Annotated in this window: 16 protein-coding genes; 11 read left to right on the top strand and 5 right to left on the bottom strand. The window is 63.8% G+C overall.

All coding sequences use genetic code 11. From position 1 onward, the window contains the following. Positions 1–57 precede the first annotated feature (57 nt). Both I6F35_RS26805 and I6F35_RS26800 read left to right on the top strand, forming a co-directional pair. Positions 58–1,131 carry a ribonucleotide-diphosphate reductase subunit beta gene (locus I6F35_RS26805; RefSeq protein ID WP_346283196.1) on the top strand — a complete coding sequence of 358 codons (1,074 nt, stop codon included), beginning with the start codon at positions 58–60 and terminating at the stop codon, positions 1,129–1,131. Between the two features lie 254 nt (positions 1,132–1,385). After that, positions 1,386–2,060, top strand: coding sequence for a TetR/AcrR family transcriptional regulator (locus I6F35_RS26800; RefSeq protein WP_225120657.1), 675 nt, complete (start codon positions 1,386–1,388; stop codon positions 2,058–2,060). Positions 2,061–2,215: 155 nt separating this feature from the next. On the opposite strand, the gene pyk is transcribed toward I6F35_RS26800, so the two are convergent. After that, positions 2,216–3,652 carry a pyruvate kinase gene (gene pyk / locus I6F35_RS26795; protein WP_225120656.1) on the bottom strand — a complete coding sequence of 479 codons (1,437 nt, stop codon included), beginning with the start codon at positions 3,650–3,652 and terminating at the stop codon, positions 2,216–2,218. Next, the gene (locus tag I6F35_RS26790) at positions 3,649–4,239 is read right to left on the bottom strand and encodes a DUF1036 domain-containing protein (protein ID WP_225120655.1); all 591 of its coding nucleotides are present in this window, start codon (positions 4,237–4,239) and stop codon (positions 3,649–3,651) included. Before I6F35_RS26790 ends, pyk begins: the two co-directional genes overlap by 4 nt. Positions 4,240–4,490: 251 nt before the next feature. Here I6F35_RS26790 and I6F35_RS26785 point away from each other — a divergent pair, with 251 nt between their 5' ends. Both I6F35_RS26785 and I6F35_RS26780 read left to right on the top strand, forming a co-directional pair. Next, entirely contained in the window at positions 4,491–4,793 is a 303-nt protein-coding gene (locus I6F35_RS26785; RefSeq protein WP_225120654.1) for a DUF1244 domain-containing protein, read from the top strand. A gap of 257 nt (positions 4,794–5,050) precedes the next feature. Beyond that, positions 5,051–5,320 (top strand): DUF2312 domain-containing protein, encoded by a 270-nt coding sequence (locus tag I6F35_RS26780; RefSeq protein ID WP_028163653.1) that lies wholly within the window; start codon positions 5,051–5,053, stop codon positions 5,318–5,320. A 251-nt stretch (positions 5,321–5,571) separates the two neighbouring features. On the opposite strand, the gene I6F35_RS26775 is transcribed toward I6F35_RS26780, so the two are convergent. The 3 genes from I6F35_RS26775 to I6F35_RS26765 all read right to left on the bottom strand — a co-directional run bounded on the left by I6F35_RS26775 (position 5,572) and on the right by I6F35_RS26765 (position 11,625). After that, positions 5,572–7,188 carry a DUF882 domain-containing protein gene (locus I6F35_RS26775; RefSeq protein WP_225120653.1) on the bottom strand — a complete coding sequence of 539 codons (1,617 nt, stop codon included), beginning with the start codon at positions 7,186–7,188 and terminating at the stop codon, positions 5,572–5,574. Between the two features lie 267 nt (positions 7,189–7,455). Continuing rightward, positions 7,456–9,708, bottom strand: coding sequence for a L,D-transpeptidase family protein (locus tag I6F35_RS26770; protein WP_225120652.1), 2,253 nt, complete (start codon positions 9,706–9,708; stop codon positions 7,456–7,458). Positions 9,709–10,128: 420 nt separating this feature from the next. Continuing rightward, positions 10,129–11,625 carry a sigma-54 dependent transcriptional regulator gene (locus tag I6F35_RS26765; RefSeq protein WP_225120651.1) on the bottom strand — a complete coding sequence of 499 codons (1,497 nt, stop codon included), beginning with the start codon at positions 11,623–11,625 and terminating at the stop codon, positions 10,129–10,131. Between the two features lie 136 nt (positions 11,626–11,761). On the opposite strand from I6F35_RS26765, the gene I6F35_RS26760 reads away from it, so the two are divergent. The 7 genes from I6F35_RS26760 (at position 11,762) to I6F35_RS26730 (ending at position 17,699) form a co-directional block, all read left to right on the top strand. After that, positions 11,762–13,639, top strand: a complete 1,878-nt coding sequence (locus I6F35_RS26760) for a M3 family oligoendopeptidase (RefSeq protein ID WP_225120650.1) — start codon at positions 11,762–11,764, stop codon at positions 13,637–13,639. A gap of 152 nt (positions 13,640–13,791) precedes the next feature. Then, entirely contained in the window at positions 13,792–14,016 is a 225-nt protein-coding gene (locus I6F35_RS26755) for an AbrB family transcriptional regulator (RefSeq protein ID WP_028166990.1), read from the top strand. Between the two features lie 18 nt (positions 14,017–14,034). Continuing rightward, positions 14,035–14,430, top strand: coding sequence for a type II toxin-antitoxin system death-on-curing family toxin (locus I6F35_RS26750; RefSeq protein WP_225120649.1), 396 nt, complete (start codon positions 14,035–14,037; stop codon positions 14,428–14,430). A gap of 87 nt (positions 14,431–14,517) precedes the next feature. Then, positions 14,518–14,670: an aa3-type cytochrome c oxidase subunit IV gene (locus I6F35_RS26745; RefSeq protein ID WP_225120648.1), complete on the top strand. Its 153-nt coding sequence runs from the start codon at positions 14,518–14,520 to the stop codon at positions 14,668–14,670. 137 nt (positions 14,671–14,807) lie between these two features. Next, positions 14,808–15,935, top strand: coding sequence for a Re/Si-specific NAD(P)(+) transhydrogenase subunit alpha (locus I6F35_RS26740; RefSeq protein ID WP_225120647.1), 1,128 nt, complete (start codon positions 14,808–14,810; stop codon positions 15,933–15,935). Between the two features lie 11 nt (positions 15,936–15,946). Beyond that, positions 15,947–16,264: a proton-translocating transhydrogenase family protein gene (locus tag I6F35_RS26735; protein ID WP_225120646.1), complete on the top strand. Its 318-nt coding sequence runs from the start codon at positions 15,947–15,949 to the stop codon at positions 16,262–16,264. A gap of 37 nt (positions 16,265–16,301) precedes the next feature. Further along, entirely contained in the window at positions 16,302–17,699 is a 1,398-nt protein-coding gene (locus I6F35_RS26730; RefSeq protein WP_225120645.1) for an NAD(P)(+) transhydrogenase (Re/Si-specific) subunit beta, read from the top strand. Positions 17,700–17,715 lie beyond the last annotated feature (16 nt).

The raw sequence follows: 17,715 nt of genomic DNA, 5'->3' as shown, positions 1-17,715 counted from the left end.
GTCATGCTCGACTGGTCAGAGCCCGCCACGCCCGCGCGCCACGCGGCCGTCCCCGTCATGAACCTTGCCTCGGCCACCAACCAGACCGGCCTCGGCACGATCGATCGCCACGGTGGCCGTGTCTCGGTCGACGACAAGCGGATGATCAATTGCCGCGCCGACGTCAATCAATTGCTGCCGCTGAAATACAAATGGGCCTGGGAGAAATATCTCGCCGCCTGCAACAATCATTGGATGCCCACGGAGGTGTCGATGCAGGCCGACATCGCGTTATGGAAATCGCGCGACGGCCTGACCGAGGACGAGCGCCGTGCGATCAAGCGCAATCTCGGTTTCTTCGCGGCTTCCGAAAGCCTCGTCGCCAACAACATCGTGCTCGCGATCTATCGTCATTTGACCAATCCGGAATGTCGCCAATATCTGTTGCGCCAGGCGTTCGAGGAGGCCGTGCACACCCACACCTTCCAGTACATCGTCGAGAGCCTCGGCCTTGATGAGGGCGAGCTGTTCAACATGTACCGCGAGGTGCCTTCGATCACCGACAAGGCGGCGTGGGCGCTGAAGCACACCCAACATCTCGACGATCCCGATTTCAGGACCGGGACGCCGGAGACCGACCAGGCGTTCCTGCGCGACCTCGTCGCCTTCTATGTCATCTTCGAAGGCATGTGGTTCTATACCGGCTTCGCGCAGATCCTCTCGCTCGGCCGCCGCAACAAGATGGTCGGAATTGCCGAACAGTATCAGTACATCCTGCGCGATGAATCCATCCACCTGAACTTCGGCATCGACGTCATCAACCAGATCCGAATCGAGAATCCGCATCTTTGGACGAAAGCGTTCCAGGAGGAGATTCGCGAGATGGTGCGGACCGCGGCCGAGTTGGAGGCCGCCTATGGGCGGGACACCATGCCGCGCGGCTTTCTCGGACTGAACGCGGCGCTTTGCGAAACCTACATGCATTTCATCGCCAATCGTCGTTGCGCCCAGCTTGGGCTCGCGCCGGTGTTCGATGAAGCCGACAATCCGTTTCCCTGGATGTCGGAGGCGATGGACCTGAAGAAAGAGAAGAATTTCTTCGAGACCCGGGTCATCGAATACCAAAACGGCGGCGCGTTAAGCTGGGAGTAACCAAGGGCTCCCGGGGCCAGATTGTTGTTTGACGAGTTTTCTTCACGCGAACCGCTGTCCACTTCGCTCGAAAACGCTCTAATTCGCTGAACCGGGACCCCTTCCTTTTGCGCATTCCAGCCGTCGCAAATCCGTCTTGCCAGACGACCTGAATAGGTGTTCATCTTTTGCAGCGATCTGCGCTCGATCGCCCAAAACAGTGAAGTCTCGTTCGGCTGATCGCAAGCCGGCGAGGGCCTGGGGACGGAACCGCCATGGTCTATCGGCGAACCCATCAAGTGGTGAAACGGCTGGCCGCCCGGCGCAGCGCTATTCTGGCGGCGGCGCGGGAGGCGGCGGCGGATGGCGGCATGGCCGCGGTGCAGATCGCCCCGGTTGCGGTCCGCGCGCACGTCGCGGCGGGGACCGTCTACCGCTATTTCCCGTCCAAGGCCGACCTGATCTCCGAATTGATTGCCGAGGTCTCACGCGACGAACTCGCCGCGATCCGCCGGGCGGCCGATGCCGCGCCCGGGCCGTCCTCGGCGCTGGCGGCTGCGGTCACCACGGTGGCCGTTCACGTGCTGTCGCAGCGCAAGCTCGCCTGGGGCATCCTGGCGGAGCCGGTCGATGTCGACGTCACCGCCTCGCGGCTGGCCAGCCGCCGCGAGATCGCGGGCGAGCTTGCCGCCCGGATCGATGCCGCGGTGCGCGCCGGCCACCTGCCGGCGCAAGACACCGCACTCGCCGCCACCGCGCTGCTCGGCGCGTTGCATGAGTCGCTGGTCGGGCCGCTCGCGCCAGACAATCTCGACGATCCCGCCAAGCTGCGCGATGCCGTGCAGACCGTGACGCTGCTCGCCCTGCGCGCCGTCGGCGTCATGGACGCCCGCGCGCGCGGGCTCGTCGTGCAGGCCACCACGCCAGCGAAGGCGCTGGTAGGGGCTTAGGCGTCGTCCGGCCACCGCTCTCCTCGTCATTCCGGGCGTCCGAAGGACGAGCCCGGAATCCATTTCTCCTCCTACGCCTGCGGACCGATGGATTCTCTGATGTGCAATTGCACATCATAGCTCGCGCTTCGCGCGCCCCGGAACGACTGAGCAATTTACTTCTCCGTGTCGCTCTGCGGGGCGACGGAGGCGATGCGGACCATGTTGGTGGTGCCGGGAATGCCGAGCGGGACGCCGGCGACGATGATCACACGCTGGCCGGCGCGGGCAAAGCCATCGCGGAATGCGATGGAGTTGGCGCGGTCGACCATGTCGTCCTGGTCGCGCGCGTCCTCGGCGACGACGCAGTGTACGCCCCACACGACCGAGAGTTTGCGGCCTGTCGCCAGGTTCGGCGTGATCGCAACGACCGGCACTTTCGGCCGTTCGCGCGCGACGCGGATCGCGGTCGAGCCGGACGAGGTCCAGCAGATGATTGCCGAGAGGTCGAGCGTCTCGGCGATCTGGCGCGCGGCGTCGGCGATCGCGTCGCCGACCGTCTGCTCCGGCTCGGCGCGCTGCGCATTGAGCACGCCGCGATAGATCGGGTCGCGCTCCACTTCCTCGCCGATGCGGTTCATGGTGGTGACCGCTTCCACCGGATATTTGCCGGCGGCGGACTCCGCCGAGAGCATGATCGCATCCGCGCCTTCATAGACGGCGGTGGCAACGTCGGAGACCTCGGCGCGGGTCGGCACCGGCGCCTGGATCATCGATTCCAGCATCTGGGTTGCGACCACCACCGGCTTGCCGGCGCGGCGCGCCATCCGCGTCATCTGCTTCTGCAGGCTCGGCACGCGTTCCAGCGGCAGCTCGACACCGAGGTCGCCGCGCGCGACCATCAGCGCATCGGACGCATCGATGATGTCGGCCAGCCGGTCGATCGCCTGCGGCTTCTCGATCTTGGCCATCACCGCGGCGCGGCCGCGAATCATCTTCTTGGCCTCGTGGACATCCTCGGCGCGCTGCACGAAGGACAGCGCGATCCAGTCGATGCCCGTGGTCAGCGCGGCCTCGAGATCGGCGCGGTCCTTCGGCGTCATCGCCGACACCGGCAGGTCGGTATCGGGCAGGCTGACGCCCTTGCGGTCCGACATCTTGCCGCCGATCACCACGCGCGTCACGGCGCGGTCGGGCGAGGTTTCTTCCGCAATCAGCCGCACCTTGCCGTCGTCAAGCAGCAGCGCATGGCCCGGCCGCAGCGCCGCCAGGATCTCCGGATGCGGGAGGTTGACGCGGGTATTGTCACCCGGCGTCTTGTCGGAATCGAGCACGAAGCTCTGGCCGTTGTTGAGGTGCACCGCGCCTTCGGCAAAGGCGCCGAGCCGGAGCTTGGGGCCCTGCAGGTCGACCAGGATGCCGATCGGCCGGCCGTAGCTGGACTCGACATTGCGGATGGTCTTGACCAGGTCCCGCATCTTGTCGTGCGGGGTGTGGCTCATGTTGATGCGAAAGAGATCGGCGCCGGCCTCGAACAGCTTGCGGATCATCGCACTGTCGGAGGAGGCGGGACCCAAGGTCGCGAGGATCTTGATCCGACGCAGTCTTCTCATTGCTTGCTTCCGGGTGGTGCGGCTGGTGGCAAACCAGACGCGCCCGGAGGCGTTCCGCCCGGTGGATTGGGCAGGCCCGGCACCGCGGGTGTTCCCGGTGCGACCCCTCCCGGCATTCCCGGCACCTTTTGTGCCGGCTGCTCGTTGGCTTCCGTCAGTTGTACGGTCCACGCCCGTTGCTCCCCGGTGTCGACCTCGAAGAAGCCGGTGCGGTCATAGCCGCGCGCCAGGCAGTTCTCGGTGCCGCGAATGGTGAATTCCTTGTCGCGCGAGCACATGAAGGCCTGGCCCGACCATTCCCCCCCACGGTCATAATCGAGGGCGTAGATGTAGTAATAGCGTGCGACCAGGTTGCCCCGCAGCAGGGTCTCGCAGGAGCGCGAGGAAATGTTCCACCAGCCTTCGGTGGTCCAGCCCTCGGCGTCCTTGTAGCCTAGCGCGATGCCGACCCGGCTGGCGGTATTGTTGCAGAGCCGGAAATCCGCGGCGGCCGGGCTGGTCCATAGGCACGCCACCACAAGCGCCAGCGCGGGCAGAAGACCGGCAAGCAGGCGAGAGGGGAAGGGAAGGGAGTCCAGTACGATCATGGGGCGAAGCTACACCGAATCATTGACGATTTCGCGTGGCCCGGCGACACCTGTCAACGGAAGGCAGGCGGACTTCTGCCATCGAAAACCGCCGATCCCACCCGATTTCATGCTGTTTTGCGCAGCGATGTGGCAAAATCTGTGACGAATCCCACCTGATATCAATATGCTGAGAGTGATCTATTCGAGCATGATCTATCGGAAAACCGGTACCCAGTTTTGCGGGTCATGCAGACAGCGGGATGACAGCCATGACGATTGACGACAAGACCAGAACCGAGCTGGAAGCCGCCGTTTTCCGGCGCCTGGTGCAGCATCTGCAGAATCGCACCGACGTCCAGAATATCGACCTGATGAACCTTGCCGGATTCTGCCGCAACTGCCTCTCCAACTGGATGAAGGAGGAGGCCGACGCCAAGGGCGTCGCGATCAGCAAGGATGAGAGCCGCGAGGCGGTCTACGGCATGCCCTATGAGGAGTGGAAGGCGAAATATCAGGGCGCGGCGACGCCGGAGCAACTGACCGCGATGAAGAAGGCGCATCCCGGGCATTGACTCGTGTGCACGCCGTCATTCCGGGGCAATGCGCAGCATTGAACCCGGAATCTCGAGATTCCGGGTTCGTCCTTCGGACGCCCCGGAATGACAGGTAATTGCGGCTTCTCCCGCATCTCCTGTGGGCGCGCTGTGGATGAGCGCGACGTTTCCTTGACGGGAGGCGTCCCAAACTTGAGGGTCATTTCCGACACGCGATGCGTAGGAGCGCATACCGCTCAGGACGCCTCCACATCAGTTCCATTCAGGAGTACACGATGGCCACTTCTGCCGCCGTCAAAGAAGAACCCGCGACCCGATTCGCAAAGGATCAGCTCAAGGCCATCATCGAACGCATCGAGCGGCTGGAAGAAGAGAAGAAGGCGATCTCGGACGACATCCGCGACGTCTATGCCGAGAGCAAGGGCAACGGATACGACGTCAAGGCCCTGCGCACCATCGTGCGCCTGCGCAAGCAGGATCCCAACGAGCGTCAGGAGCAGGAGACGATCATCGAGACCTACATGCAAGCGTTGGGGATGATCTGAGGCGTTACCCGCGTACACCTTCACCCATCATCCCGGGCAAGCGAAGCGCGACCCGGGACGACGCCGTCATTGCGAGGAGCAACGCGACGAAGCAATCCATGTCTCCACAAATGGAGGCATGGATTGCTTCGCTTCGCTCGCAATGACTGCGGGGATTGCTGCTTCAGTCGTCAAGCAGCGTAGCGGTGTGAGTTCGCGCCGCGGCGGATCGCCGCCTTCGCGGGGATGACATCGAATTTGTGGAGGCAAGATCAGCGCAGCGCGGCGGTGCGAACGACGAAAGAGGTCGTCGGCAGCGTTGCGGTAGCGGAGCCGGTGAAGCTGTCGCAGCTCATGCCCATCATCGGATCATTCGAGAAGGTCATGTTGATCGCGGCTTGCGGCTTGACGAAATGGGCGCGCATCAAGGTCATGTCGGTATCGCCGAGCACGGTGGTCAGCATGGCGTTGCTCGCGCTCGGCGCCAGCATCACCACGCGCATCCAGAGATCGTTGCCTCTTGCGGCGGAGATGCGGGTCGAGGTCGCGATCACGCTGCCCTGACCTTGCGCGCCTTTGGCGACCACGGTGTTGATCTCGGTCGCAGCCGCCGCGGCATTGCGGGTCGGACGGACGCTGCGCGGCACCGGCGCGGAGGCGGCGACGATATTGCCGCGCTCGATCGGCGAGTTCGCCGGCGCATAGGCGAGGGCCTTGTTGAAGTTCTCGGTCACGCTGGCCGTGGCCTGCGGATCGGCGGCGCCGACCGCCTCACGTGCCTTCAGCGCGGCGATCTGCGCAGCCGTTGCCTGTTTCGGTGCAGGTAGCTCATCGCCCCAGAAGCCACGGGCATTGATGATGTCGGCAGGCGTCTCCGGCTTCGGCTCGGATTTTTCTGCGGCGGCCGGCGCCGCCTGCTTGGGCTTTGCCGCCGGAATGATCTGAGCGTCAGCCGCGGCGAGCTGGATGGTCGAGGCAAACTGCGGTTTTGCGCGCGGTATCGGCACGGGATCGGCTGACTTCGAATCGGCAGATCTGGCGGAGGCCAGGACAACCGCGGGCGCGGGCTTCTCGGCGGCAGCCGGCGCAGCGCCCTCATCATCCTCTTCAGCGCCGGCAGCCGGCTTACCCTTGAACAGCGCAGTCAGGAAGCCGCCGATGTTGCTGCCGCCGGACGACGAGCTATCGCCATTGCCGCGCCGCTCGATGTCGGCACGGGCGAGTTCATACCCTCTCAACGGGTTGCCGTCCGCGGGGACGTGGACGGTGCGGCCGTCCGGGAACACCCTCGCCAACTGGTCATGCGTCATGCGCGGCCAGTGACGAATCGACCCGGTGTCGAGGTGAACAAAAGGCGAGCCGGAGGTCGGATAGAAACCGACACCGCCACGCTGTAGGCGCAGGCCGGCATAGCGGATCTGCTCGAGCGGCACGCCGGGAATGTAGAAATCCATCGCATGCCCCAGCATGTGCTGGCTGAAGCGCGCCACCCCGGAGGAGCGGCGGCGGAGCATGGCGTTAGTTGCGGGAGAGCGGTAGGAGGAGATGACGTTGATCGGCTGCTTGCCGTCAACGTCGCGATAGACTTCCCAGAGGATGTCGAAGAGCCGACGATCCATCGTGGTCTGTTCCTGGGTGCGCCAGTCGCGCAGGAACTGATTGAGCTTCTTCAGCGCGTCTTCGTCATAGCGGCCATCGCGCTTGAAGGTGACGGTGACGTCTTCGCCTGAGTGCGTGTGATGGAAAGCGAGGGTGCGGGTCTCGTTCAAGGCGGTGGCGTCGTGAACCGATCCGGCGCCTGCGAGCAGCAATAGCGACGTCAGCCCGACCTGACATCCGGCTTTCGGGAACGACAGCAGTTTATAGTGGCGTGCGCGGACAGCCAGCACCGATGAGCCCACCCAGTCGTCGAGCGTTCGACCTTAACTTTCTTTCGCAGACCCCGGCGAAAGGCGGTGAACGCATTCTTAAAGCGGGACGGTTAACCGAGATTTACCATCCCGTTTTCCCAAGTTGGGCTCAACCTAAACCGTTGACTGTGGCGAAAAAGTGCCGCCACCTGCACCAGATGAAGAATGGTTAATGTAATTGATCCCGCCGGGCGGGCGGGATCGTTGATTTTGCTCTAAAATTTGGCGCGTTTGGGGAGCAGTGGATTACCGGGTGAACACCCGGCGCGGCTGCGGTTGTCCGCGCCCGATCGGCGCCGGTGGCACGGGTTGGCCGCCGCCGAACAGCCGCTCGAAGAAGTTCAGGCCGGAATTGGTGTTGTCGCTGGCGATGCTGACGCCGGGCGGCAGGTTGTTGCGGCTCGGGCGCGAATAGTTCGGCTGCGCATGCGCCACCATTGATTCGAGGTCCTTGCCGCGATTGTTCTTGAGCAGCGCCAGCATGCCGGCGTCACGGCCATAGACGTCCCTGCGGAATTGCAGCTTGCCGGCATCGTCAACGAACGCGGTCTGATAGGTGATGTTGACCGGGATCGGCGTCGGGAATTTGAGGTCGATCTCGCTCGAGCCATACATGCTGCGGATCCGCTCGGGCGTCCAATGCTCGTTCGTCATCGTGATGTTGAGCAGCACGGACGCGTATTGGTCCGGATTCTGCACGCGCATGCAGCCGTGGCTGAAGGCACGCTCTTCCCTGGCGAAGAGCTGCTTGTCCGGGGTGTCGTGCTGATAGACCAGGAACTTGTTCGGGAAGTTGAAGCGAATGCGTCCGAGCGCGTTCGCCTCGCCCGGCGGCTGCGAGATGTGGACCGAACCGTCGCGGCCATATTCGAGTCGCAGGCCCATACGCTGCAGCACGGTCGGATCCTGCTGCAAGGCCGGCAGGTACTCGTTGTAGATGATCGATGGCGGCACGTTCCAGGTCGGGTTGACCGTGATGTACTTCATCGTCTCGGTCAAAAGCGGCGTCGCGTGCTGTCCCGGCTTGCCGGTCACCACGCGCGTGGTCCAGACCGGCGCGCCGTTCTGCATCACCCTCAGCGTGTAGTCGGGGATGTTTAGGATGACATAGGCGTTGCCGAGAGAGGCCGCGCCGAGCTGGCGCGGCAGCCAGCGCCAGCGCTCCATGTTGACGATGACGGTGTCGATCTGCTTGTCGCGCTTCGGGCTGTTGATCGCCTTCACGGTGCGATCGTCGAGCACGCCGGTGGGCTTCAGCTCGGCGCTCTGCTGGAATTTGCGCACGGCTTCGGCGACCTTGGCGTCGTAGCGCGTGTCGTCCGGATTGTCGCTGACGCCGAGCTTGGCACGGAGCTGCGGCACGCGCGGATCTTCCGGCGCCACCGCCGGCTGTTTCTTGCTGCCCGCCTTGTAAGCCAGCACCGGCCCTTCCGCGATCTGGATCACCGGTCCCTCGCCCTGGCCGCGCAGCTCGGCGAGCTTGGCCTTGAGCTCGCGGTAGAGCTTGTGCGGCGGGTTGTAGCTGTCGAGTGCGGCGGAGGCGTCCTTGGCGCCGGTCACGTTGGCGAGGACTTCCGACGGATCGATCGGGTGCTCGGGATAGAGAATATCGGCCGAGACCTGCGACCAGTGCATCCGCCCGCTCTGCGCCTGGCGCGCATAGTCCAGCATGCTGGCGGTGAGCTTCAGCTCGGCTTCCGCCAGCGCATCGGGCGATGCGGCAGCGGCAAAATCCGGCACCGGATAGTCTTCCGGGTTGAGACCATCGGCGGCGGCGTCCTTCAGCCGCGCGATCACGCCCTTGGCGGTCGCGGTCATCTTGCCGGCTTGCGTGAACACCGGCGCATAGTCGCGCGCCGAGTAGAACTTCTCGACCGCGGCGCGCTCGTTCTTGCGGTCAAAGGTGCGCAGCGTCTTGTTGGCCAGCGTCTCGCGAAGCTTGTCGGCGACCGGCTGATCCTCCGCCGGCACGTTGCTCGCAGCCTTGACCGGCTCCTTGGCGGGCTCGGCAGCAGGCGCGTTGGCGGTTGCCGGGGTAGGCGTCGTGGTGGGAACGGGAGCAGTGGCGGTCGCCGGCGCGGCGGACGGCGTCACCGTAGCGGTGTCGTTCTTGACCGGCTCTGGCTCCTTCGGCGCGTCTTTCGCCACATCGCTCGGCTTCGGCTCGGCGGCGGGCGCAGTGACGACATCTGCCGGCTTGGGCTCAGCCTTGGGCTCGGCGGTCTTGATCGCCGTGTCCGGTTCGCTCGGCTTGACGGCGTCCTTTGACGCGTCAGGCACCGAGGCGGTGGTGTCCAGCTTGATATCGGCCGCGGTGGGCGGCGGCACGTTGGCAGGCTCGGGGCGCGGGATCGCGGCGTCGATCGCGAGTTCTGCGGCGCTGGCGCGTGGCGTGTCCGACTGGGCCAGTGCTGAGGTCGCGGAGACCGTCAGGAACGTCGCGGCGACGGCCATCAGCACGCGGTCGAATCCGGTACGGCCTTTCGAACAGTCACGCATCGTCAAACCCCCTGGGGCGAACTGCCCGGCATTGGAACAGTTCTCACGTCATGGTCCTGAAGCACGATGACGCTTCGCAGAAAGCATCATCCCGCTCGATTTGTTCGAGCACGATCTTCCCGGATCATGCCCTAAGCTTGCGCGGAAGCGCCGGCCTCACTCGATCAAAAACTCCGTCACGCCTGCACGCAACAAATCAACGCAGACGATACCTACGCCCCCTTCATGCAGCCAGCGCCATGCGGGGCAACTCACGACAAACTGACCTCGAACAACCACTTGCACTCGATCTTGCGCGATTTCTGCCACGCGGCACCCCGTTTGTCTGTCACCGCCAAGCCACGGTTCAATAGGTTCCGGATCACGCTAACACCCAAGCCACGACGCAATGCCTGCTCCATGGCACAAACGCCCATCGGCTCAATTGGTGCCCCCGGCGCCATCGGCGGAATCATTTGCCGCGGCCTCGTCGATCTTGCGATAGAGCGTCGAGCGGCCGATCTTCAGGCGCCGCGCCACCTCGGACATCTGCCCGCGATAATGCGAGATCGCAAAGCGAATGATCTCGTTTTCCATCTCTTCTAAGGGCCGCACGTCGCCGCTGCTGGTCAGCATCGAGAGACTGCCGGCGGCAGGCAGCGGCGCGATCGGTATTTCGCTACCCGATACCATTGCAGGCGCCGTCGACGGGGCAACGATCAGCGGTTCGCCATGCGCCGGATTCGGCTCGGCGAGGTGATGCGCGGCGACCTGCGGGAAGTCGGCGAGGTCAAGCTGGTCGCCGTCGCTCATGACCACCGCGCGATACACGGTGTTCTCGAGCTGGCGGATGTTGCCGGGCCAGTCGAGCTGCGAAAGATGTGCCATCGCTTCGCCGCTGATGCCGGTGATGTTGCGGTTCTCCTCCGCGTTGAAGCGCGCGAGGAAATGCCGCAGCAGATGCGGGATGTCCTCGCGCCGCTGCCGCAAGGGCGGAATCGTCAGCGGCAGGACGTGCAGGCGATAGAACAGGTCCTCGCGGAATTGGCCGGCCTTCACCAGCTCCAGCAATTGGCGGTTGGTGGCGGAGATGATGCGGACGTCGACCTTCACCGGCTTGCGGCCGCCGACGGCTTCAACCGTGCCCTCCTGCAGCGCGCGCAACAGCTTCACCTGCGCCGTCAGCGGCAATTCACCGACCTCGTCGAGGAAGAGCGTGCCGCCATGGGCTTCCACGAACTTGCCCATGTGGCGTTCGGTGGCGCCGGTGAAGGCGCCCTTCTCGTGGCCGAACAGGATCGACTCCACGAGATTGTCGGGAATCGCGCCGCAGTTCACCGCGACGAACGGCTTTGCCTTGCGCTCGCTGCTGCCGTGGATCGCGCGGGCAAACAATTCCTTGCCGACGCCGGATTCGCCTTCGATCAAAACTGGAATGGCCGATGCAGCCGCCTTCTGCGCGGTGCGCAACACGCCGCTCATCGCTTCGCTGCGGGTGATGATGTCGGAAAAGGTCAGCCGTCCCTCGCGGCTGTGGCGGATGCGCTGCAATTCGCCTTTGAGTGCAGAAGTGTTCAGCGCATTGCGCAACGAGACCTGCAGCCGCTCGAAGCCGACCGGCTTGACCACGAAATCCTGGGCGCCGGCGCGCATCGCCGAGACCACGTTGTCGATGCCGCCATGCGCGGTCTGCACGATGACGGGGACGTTCAAACCAGCGTCACGAATCTTTGCGAGCACACCCAGGCCGTCGAGGCCGGGCATCACGAGGTCGAGCACGACCGCATCGATGGTCTGGTTTTCCTGGGCGGTGAGTGCCGCGATGGCATCGTCGCCACTATCGACCACGAGGGGCTGGTAGCCGCATTTTTGCACCATGTTTTCAACCAGACGGCGCTGTACTGCGTCATCATCGGCAATCAAAATGGTGGCAACCATGGTTTTCCCCGCGCGTTACGCTTATCTGTCTCGAATCGGGGCACTCTCGCCGAAGCCGATTAACGCCCTCTTAAACGTTGCCGACCCCTGCACATTTCGCCGCCGCATCTCCGATTGAACACAGGCACCCACCAAGATGACCTCGCGCTCCTCCGCATCCCGTAAGCCAACGCAACGCAAGCCGGCCGCCGCAAAATCCGCTGCAAACAAGTCTGCAGCGAAGAAGGCCGCGGGCAAAACCGGCAAGCTGCCGGAATGGAATCTCGGCGATCTCTATTCCGGTATCGACGCGCCGGAAGTCGCGCGCGACCTGGCGAAGATGGATGCAGATTGCGTCGCGTTTGAGACCGACTACAAGGGCAAGCTCGCGGAACATACGGCGCGGGAAGATGGCGGAAAGTGGCTCGCCGATGCCGTGCGGCGCTATGAAGCGATCGACGATCTCGCCGGCCGGCTCGGCTCCTTTGCCGGCCTCGTGCATGCCGGCGACAGTGTCGATCCCGCGATCACGAAATTTTACGGCGATGTTTCAGAGCGCCTGACGGCGGCCTCGACGCATCTCCTGTTCTTTGCGCTCGAGCTCAACCGCATTGACGATGATGTGATCGAGCGCGCGATGCAGACCGAGGAGCTGGCGTACTACCGGCCGTGGATCGAGGATCTGCGCAAGGAGAAGCCCTATCAACTCGAGGATCGCATCGAGCAGCTTTTCCACGAGAAGTCGCAGAGCGGCTATGCCGCCTGGAACCGGCTGTTCGACCAGACTATCGCCGGCCTGCGCTTCAAGGTCGGCGCCAAGGAGCTTGCGATCGAGCCGACGCTCAACCTCTTGCAGGACCGCGACGGCGCGAAGCGAAGAACCGCCGCGGAGGCGCTGGCGAAAACCTTCAAGGCAAACGAGCGCACCTTCGCGCTGATCACCAACACGCTCGCCAAGGACAAGGAAATTTCCGACCGCTGGCGCGGCTTCCAGGACGTCGCGGATTCCCGCCATCTCAACAACCGTGTCGAGCGCGAGGTGGTGGATGCGCTGGTCGCTTCCGTGCGCGCCGCCTATCCGAAGCTGTCGCACCGTTATTACCGGCTCAAGGCGGGCTGGTTCAAAAAGAAGAAGCTGCCGCATTGGGACCGCAACGCGCCGCTGCCCTTTGCCGCGACCGGCACGATCGGCTGGCCCGACGCACGCAACATGGTATTGTCAGCCTATCGCGGCTTTTCCACCGATATGGCCGCGATTGCCGAGCGCTTCTTCACCGACCGCTGGATCGATGCGCCGGTCAGGCCCGGCAAGGCGCCGGGGGCGTTCTCACATCCGACCACGCCATCCGCGCACCCCTACGTGCTGATGAACTATCAGGGCAAGCCGCGCGACGTGATGACGCTTGCGCATGAACTCGGCCACGGCGTGCACCAGGTGCTGGCGGCAAAGAACGGTCCCCTGATGGCGCCGACACCGCTGACGCTGGCGGAGACCGCGAGCGTGTTCGGGGAGATGCTGACCTTCAAGCGGCTGTTGTCCGAGACCAAGAGCCCCAAGCAGCGCCAGGCGCTGCTCGCCGGCAAGGTCGAGGACATGATCAACACCGTGGTGCGGCAGATCGCGTTCTATTCGTTCGAGCGCGCGGTACACACCGAGCGCAAGCACGGCGAATTGACCGCCGAGCGGATCGGCCAGATCTGGCTCTCCGTGCAGACCGAGAGCCTGGGGCCGGCGATCGAAATCAAGCCTGGCTATGAGAATTTCTGGATGTACATCCCGCATTTCATCCATTCGCCGTTCTACGTCTACGCCTATGCGTTCGGCGATTGCCTGGTGAACTCGCTCTATGCGGTCTACGAGCACGCCTCCGAGGGCTTTGCGGAACGTTATCTCGACATGCTCTCGGCCGGCGGAACCAAGCACTATTCGGAACTGCTCAAGCCATTTGGCCTGGACGCCAAGGACCCGAAGTTCTGGGACGGCGGTCTGTCGGTTGTCTCAGGCATGATCGACGAGCTGGAAGAGATAGGCTGAGGGTTTCGGGACCGTAAAACATCTGTTGAACGATGCTCTAGGGTGCGTTATACTGTTGTATAACGTGCATTGGGCATGCCGAATTATGATGCTTTTTGAAGCTCTTACAGAAAAACTGCGCGACTGGGCGCAACTCGAAAGGCAAACTCCTGATGAAAATCGAGATCAAAAAGATCGGGAATTCCGATGGCCTGCTGCTCCCCCGCGAGCTGATGCAGCGGCTCGATCTGAAGCGCGGTCAGCAACTGCATGTCACCGAACTTCCGGGAGGTGGTTTTCAGGCGCTTCCCTACGATCCGGATTTTGAGCGGACAATGGAAGTCGCGGACGAGATCATGGACAAGTATCGCGACACGCTGGCGGCGCTTGCGAAGTAGAAGTAGTCGAAATTTCGAATGAGCGAGCCGAAGGAGCCGCTTTGGATCACCTATAAGCAGGCCATCGCCATCCATGCCCGCCAGCTCCGCCGCTTCGGCGGAGCGTCCGGCTTGCGCGATGAAGGCATGCTGCGATCGGCGCTGGAGCGGCCAGTCAACAAATGGCGCTATGAGCAGGCCTCCCTGGCTGAGTTCGCGGCGGCCTACGCGTTTGGCCTCGCCAAGAACCACGCCTTTGTCGATGGGAACAAGCGCATCGCCTTCATGGCGATGATGACGTTTCTCATCAAGAATGGCGTCAGCTTCGGTCCTGACCCGGCGCACGCCACATCGATTATCTTGTCGCTCGCGGCCGGGGAGGTCAGCGAGGAAAGCCTCACCCGCTGGGTTCGGGATAATTGGCCTTCCGAATGAGGCGATAGGCAGGGCGGCGTTGCCCTGCCATCCGGTTTGCGGTATTGGCACGCCAGAAATTCAGACGTTTGATGACTGGGGACAAGGATGGCAGACCATAGCGAAGTGGCTTACACCACCGCCGACGGCAACGACTACATCGAGCATGAACGGACCTACGAAGGCTTCATCGCGCTGGTCAAATACGGCACGGCGGCCGTCGCCCTCATTCTCATCCTGATGGCCTTCTTCCTGCTCTGATCCCTCTCTGCCTGCACCGCCAATGCTGGCGGTGCTCACAAAAATTGCACCCAAGCCGGTCCCAAAACCGGTATCCAACGTTGCGGGAGTAACGCTAAGTTTGCTTGCGCGCGCTGTCCCGCGCCGCCGGAGGCCCTATGAAGATTGCCGTTGCCAAGGAAATCGACCCGTACGAGCCGCGGGTCGCCGCGTCTCCCGACACCATCAAGAAATTCAAGGCGCTCGGCGCCGAGGTCGCGGTTGAGTCGGGTGCGGGCATCAAGTCGGGCTTGCCGGATTCGGAATTCACCGCTGCAGGCGCCACGGTCAGCGCGGATGCGGTGAAGGATGCCGACATCGTCATCAAGGTGAAGCGGCCGGAGGCGTCCGAGCTCTCGAAATACAAGCGCGGCGCGCTCGTCATCGCCATCATGGACCCCTATGGCAACGACGCCGCGCTGAAGGCGATGGCGGATGCCGGCGTCTCGGCCTTTGCGATGGAACTGATGCCGCGTATCACCCGCGCGCAGGTGATGGACGTCTTGTCCTCGCAGGCCAACCTCGCCGGCTACCGCGCGGTGATCGAGGGCGCCGAAGCCTTCGGTCGCGCCTTTCCGATGATGATGACCGCGGCCGGCACGGTCCCGGCGGCAAAGGTGTTCGTGATGGGCGTCGGCGTCGCCGGCCTGCAGGCGATCGCGACCGCGCGCCGGTTAGGCGCCATCGTCACCGCGACCGACGTGCGTCCAGCGACGAAAGAACAGGTCGAGAGCCTCGGCGCCAAGTTCCTCGCGGTCGAGGACGAGGAGTTCAAGAACGCGCAGACCGCGGGCGGCTACGCCAAGGAGATGTCGAAGGAGTACCAGGCCAAGCAGGCCGCGCTCACCGCCGAGCACATCAAGAAGCAGGATGTGGTGATCACGACGGCGCTGATTCCCGGCCGCCCGGCGCCCAAGCTCGTCTCCTCGGAGATGGTCAAATCGATGCGCCCCGGTTCGGTGCTGGTCGATCTCGCCGTCGAACGCGGCGGCAATGTCGAGGGTGCGAAAGCCGGCGAAGTCGTCGACGTCGATGGCATCAAGATCGTCGGCTACACCAATGTCGCCGGCCGCGTTGCGGCCTCCGCCTCGGGTCTGTATGCCCGCAACCTGTTCGCCTTCATCGAGACGCTGATCGACAAGGCGAACAGGGCGCTTGCCGTCAACTGGGATGACGAACTGGTGAAAGCCACCGCGCTGACCAAGGACGGCGCCGTCATCCATCCCAACTTCCAGCCGAAAGCTTAAGGAGAGAAGCCATGGAGCATATCGCGCAGGCCGTCGATCCCTTCGTGTTTCGGCTTTCCATTTTCGTGCTCGCCGTGTTCGTCGGCTATTTCGTGGTGTGGTCGGTGACCCCTGCGTTGCATACGCCGCTGATGAGCGTCACCAACGCGATCTCCTCGGTGATCGTGGTCGGCGCGCTGCTCGCGGTCGGCGTCGGCATGATCTCGAGCGGCTCGGGCCTGGCGCGCGGTTTCGGCTTCGTCGCGCTGATCTTCGCCTGCATCAACATCTTCGGCGGATTCCTTGTCACCCAGCGCATGCTGGCGATGTACAAGAAGAAGTCCAAGTAAGCGGCCACCTCGGGGAAGAGGCAAACGGGGACCTGAGATGAACGCCAATCTCTCTGCATTGTTGTATCTCGTGGCGGGTGTGCTGTTCATCCTGTCGCTGAGGGGGCTGTCGAGCCCCGCCACGTCGCGCCAGGGCAACCTGTTCGGCATGATCGGCATGGCGATCGCGATCGGTACGACGCTCGCGAGCCATCCGCCGGCGGATGGCGTCGCCTGGCTGCTCGTCGTGCTCGGCGTCGCCATTGGCGGCGCGATCGGCGCGGTGATCGCGCGGCGGGTGCCGATGACCTCGATGCCTGAACTGGTCGCCGCTTTCCACTCGCTGGTCGGCATGGCCGCGGTGCTGGTCGCCGCCGGCGCGTTCTATGCGCCCGAAGCCTTCGACATCGGCACGCCCGGCAACATCCACACCCAGAGCCTGATTGAAATGTCGCTCGGCGTCGCGATCGGCGCGCTGACCTTCACCGGCTCGGTGATCGCGTTCCTGAAGCTGTCGGCGCGGATGAGCGGCGCGCCGATCATCCTGCCGTTCCGTCACCTCATCAACATCGCACTGGCGCTGGCGCTGGTGTTCTTCATCGTCGGCCTGGTGCTGTCGGGAAGCGCGCTCGACTTCTGGCTGATCACCATCATCGCGCTGGTGCTGGGCGTGCTCATGATCATCCCGATCGGCGGCGCCGACATGCCGGTCGTGATCTCGATGCTGAACTCCTATTCCGGCTGGGCCGCGGCCGGCATCGGTTTTACGCTCGGCAACTCGGCGCTGATCATCACCGGCGCGCTGGTCGGCTCCTCCGGCGCGATCCTGTCCTACATCATGTGCCACGCGATGAACCGGTCCTTCATCTCGGTCATCCTCGGCGGCTTCGGCGGCGAGACCGCGGCGGCGGGTGGCGGGACCGGCGAGCAGAAGCCGGCCAAGCTCGGGTCCGCTGACGATGCCGCCTTCATCATGAAGAATGCTTCGAAGGTCATCATCGTGCCGGGCTACGGCATGGCGGTGGCGCAGGCCCAGCACGCGCTGCGCGAGATGGCCGACATCCTGAAGAAGGAAGGAGTCGAGGTGAAGTACGCGATCCACCCGGTCGCGGGCCGCATGCCCGGCCACATGAACGTGCTGCTGGCGGAAGCCAACGTACCCTATGACGAGGTGTTCGAACTGGAGGATATCAACTCCGAATTCGCCCAGGCCGACGTCGCCTTCGTGATCGGCGCCAACGACGTCACCAACCCGGCGGCGGAGGAGGACAAGACCTCGCCGATCTATGGCATGCCGGTGCTGCAGGTCTGGAAGGCCGGCACGGTGATGTTCATCAAGCGCTCGCTGGCCTCGGGCTATGCCGGCATCGACAATCCATTGTTCTATCGCGACAACACCATGATGCTGCTCGGCGATGCCAAGAAGGTGACCGAGAGCATCGTCAAGGCGATGTGAGCCCTTGCGGGCAGCG

The organism is Bradyrhizobium sp. BRP22, assembly GCF_020194175.1.
Lineage (GTDB): Bacteria > Pseudomonadota > Alphaproteobacteria > Rhizobiales > Xanthobacteraceae > Bradyrhizobium.
Note: the sequence above shows the minus strand (reverse complement) of the source record. Positions and strands in the feature narration are given on the sequence as shown.

Bases quoted from the DNA above. Each gene is read 5' to 3' on its own strand.
- I6F35_RS26805 (WP_346283196.1), top strand. From the start codon at position 58: ATGAACCTTGCCTCGGCCACCAACCAGACCGGCCTCGGCACGATCGAT.
- I6F35_RS26800 (WP_225120657.1), top strand. From the start codon at position 1,386: ATGGTCTATCGGCGAACCCATCAAGTGGTGAAACGGCTGGCCGCCCGG.
- pyk (WP_225120656.1), bottom strand. From the start codon at position 3,652: ATGAGAAGACTGCGTCGGATCAAGATCCTCGCGACCTTGGGTCCCGCC.
- I6F35_RS26790 (WP_225120655.1), bottom strand. From the start codon at position 4,239: ATGATCGTACTGGACTCCCTTCCCTTCCCCTCTCGCCTGCTTGCCGGT.
- I6F35_RS26785 (WP_225120654.1), top strand. From the start codon at position 4,491: ATGACGATTGACGACAAGACCAGAACCGAGCTGGAAGCCGCCGTTTTC.
- I6F35_RS26780 (WP_028163653.1), top strand. From the start codon at position 5,051: ATGGCCACTTCTGCCGCCGTCAAAGAAGAACCCGCGACCCGATTCGCA.
- I6F35_RS26770 (WP_225120652.1), bottom strand. From the start codon at position 9,708: ATGCGTGACTGTTCGAAAGGCCGTACCGGATTCGACCGCGTGCTGATG.
- I6F35_RS26765 (WP_225120651.1), bottom strand. From the start codon at position 11,625: ATGGTTGCCACCATTTTGATTGCCGATGATGACGCAGTACAGCGCCGT.
- I6F35_RS26760 (WP_225120650.1), top strand. From the start codon at position 11,762: ATGACCTCGCGCTCCTCCGCATCCCGTAAGCCAACGCAACGCAAGCCG.
- I6F35_RS26755 (WP_028166990.1), top strand. From the start codon at position 13,792: ATGAAAATCGAGATCAAAAAGATCGGGAATTCCGATGGCCTGCTGCTC.
- I6F35_RS26750 (WP_225120649.1), top strand. From the start codon at position 14,035: ATGAGCGAGCCGAAGGAGCCGCTTTGGATCACCTATAAGCAGGCCATC.
- I6F35_RS26745 (WP_225120648.1), top strand. From the start codon at position 14,518: ATGGCAGACCATAGCGAAGTGGCTTACACCACCGCCGACGGCAACGAC.
- I6F35_RS26740 (WP_225120647.1), top strand. From the start codon at position 14,808: ATGAAGATTGCCGTTGCCAAGGAAATCGACCCGTACGAGCCGCGGGTC.
- I6F35_RS26735 (WP_225120646.1), top strand. From the start codon at position 15,947: ATGGAGCATATCGCGCAGGCCGTCGATCCCTTCGTGTTTCGGCTTTCC.
- I6F35_RS26730 (WP_225120645.1), top strand. From the start codon at position 16,302: ATGAACGCCAATCTCTCTGCATTGTTGTATCTCGTGGCGGGTGTGCTG.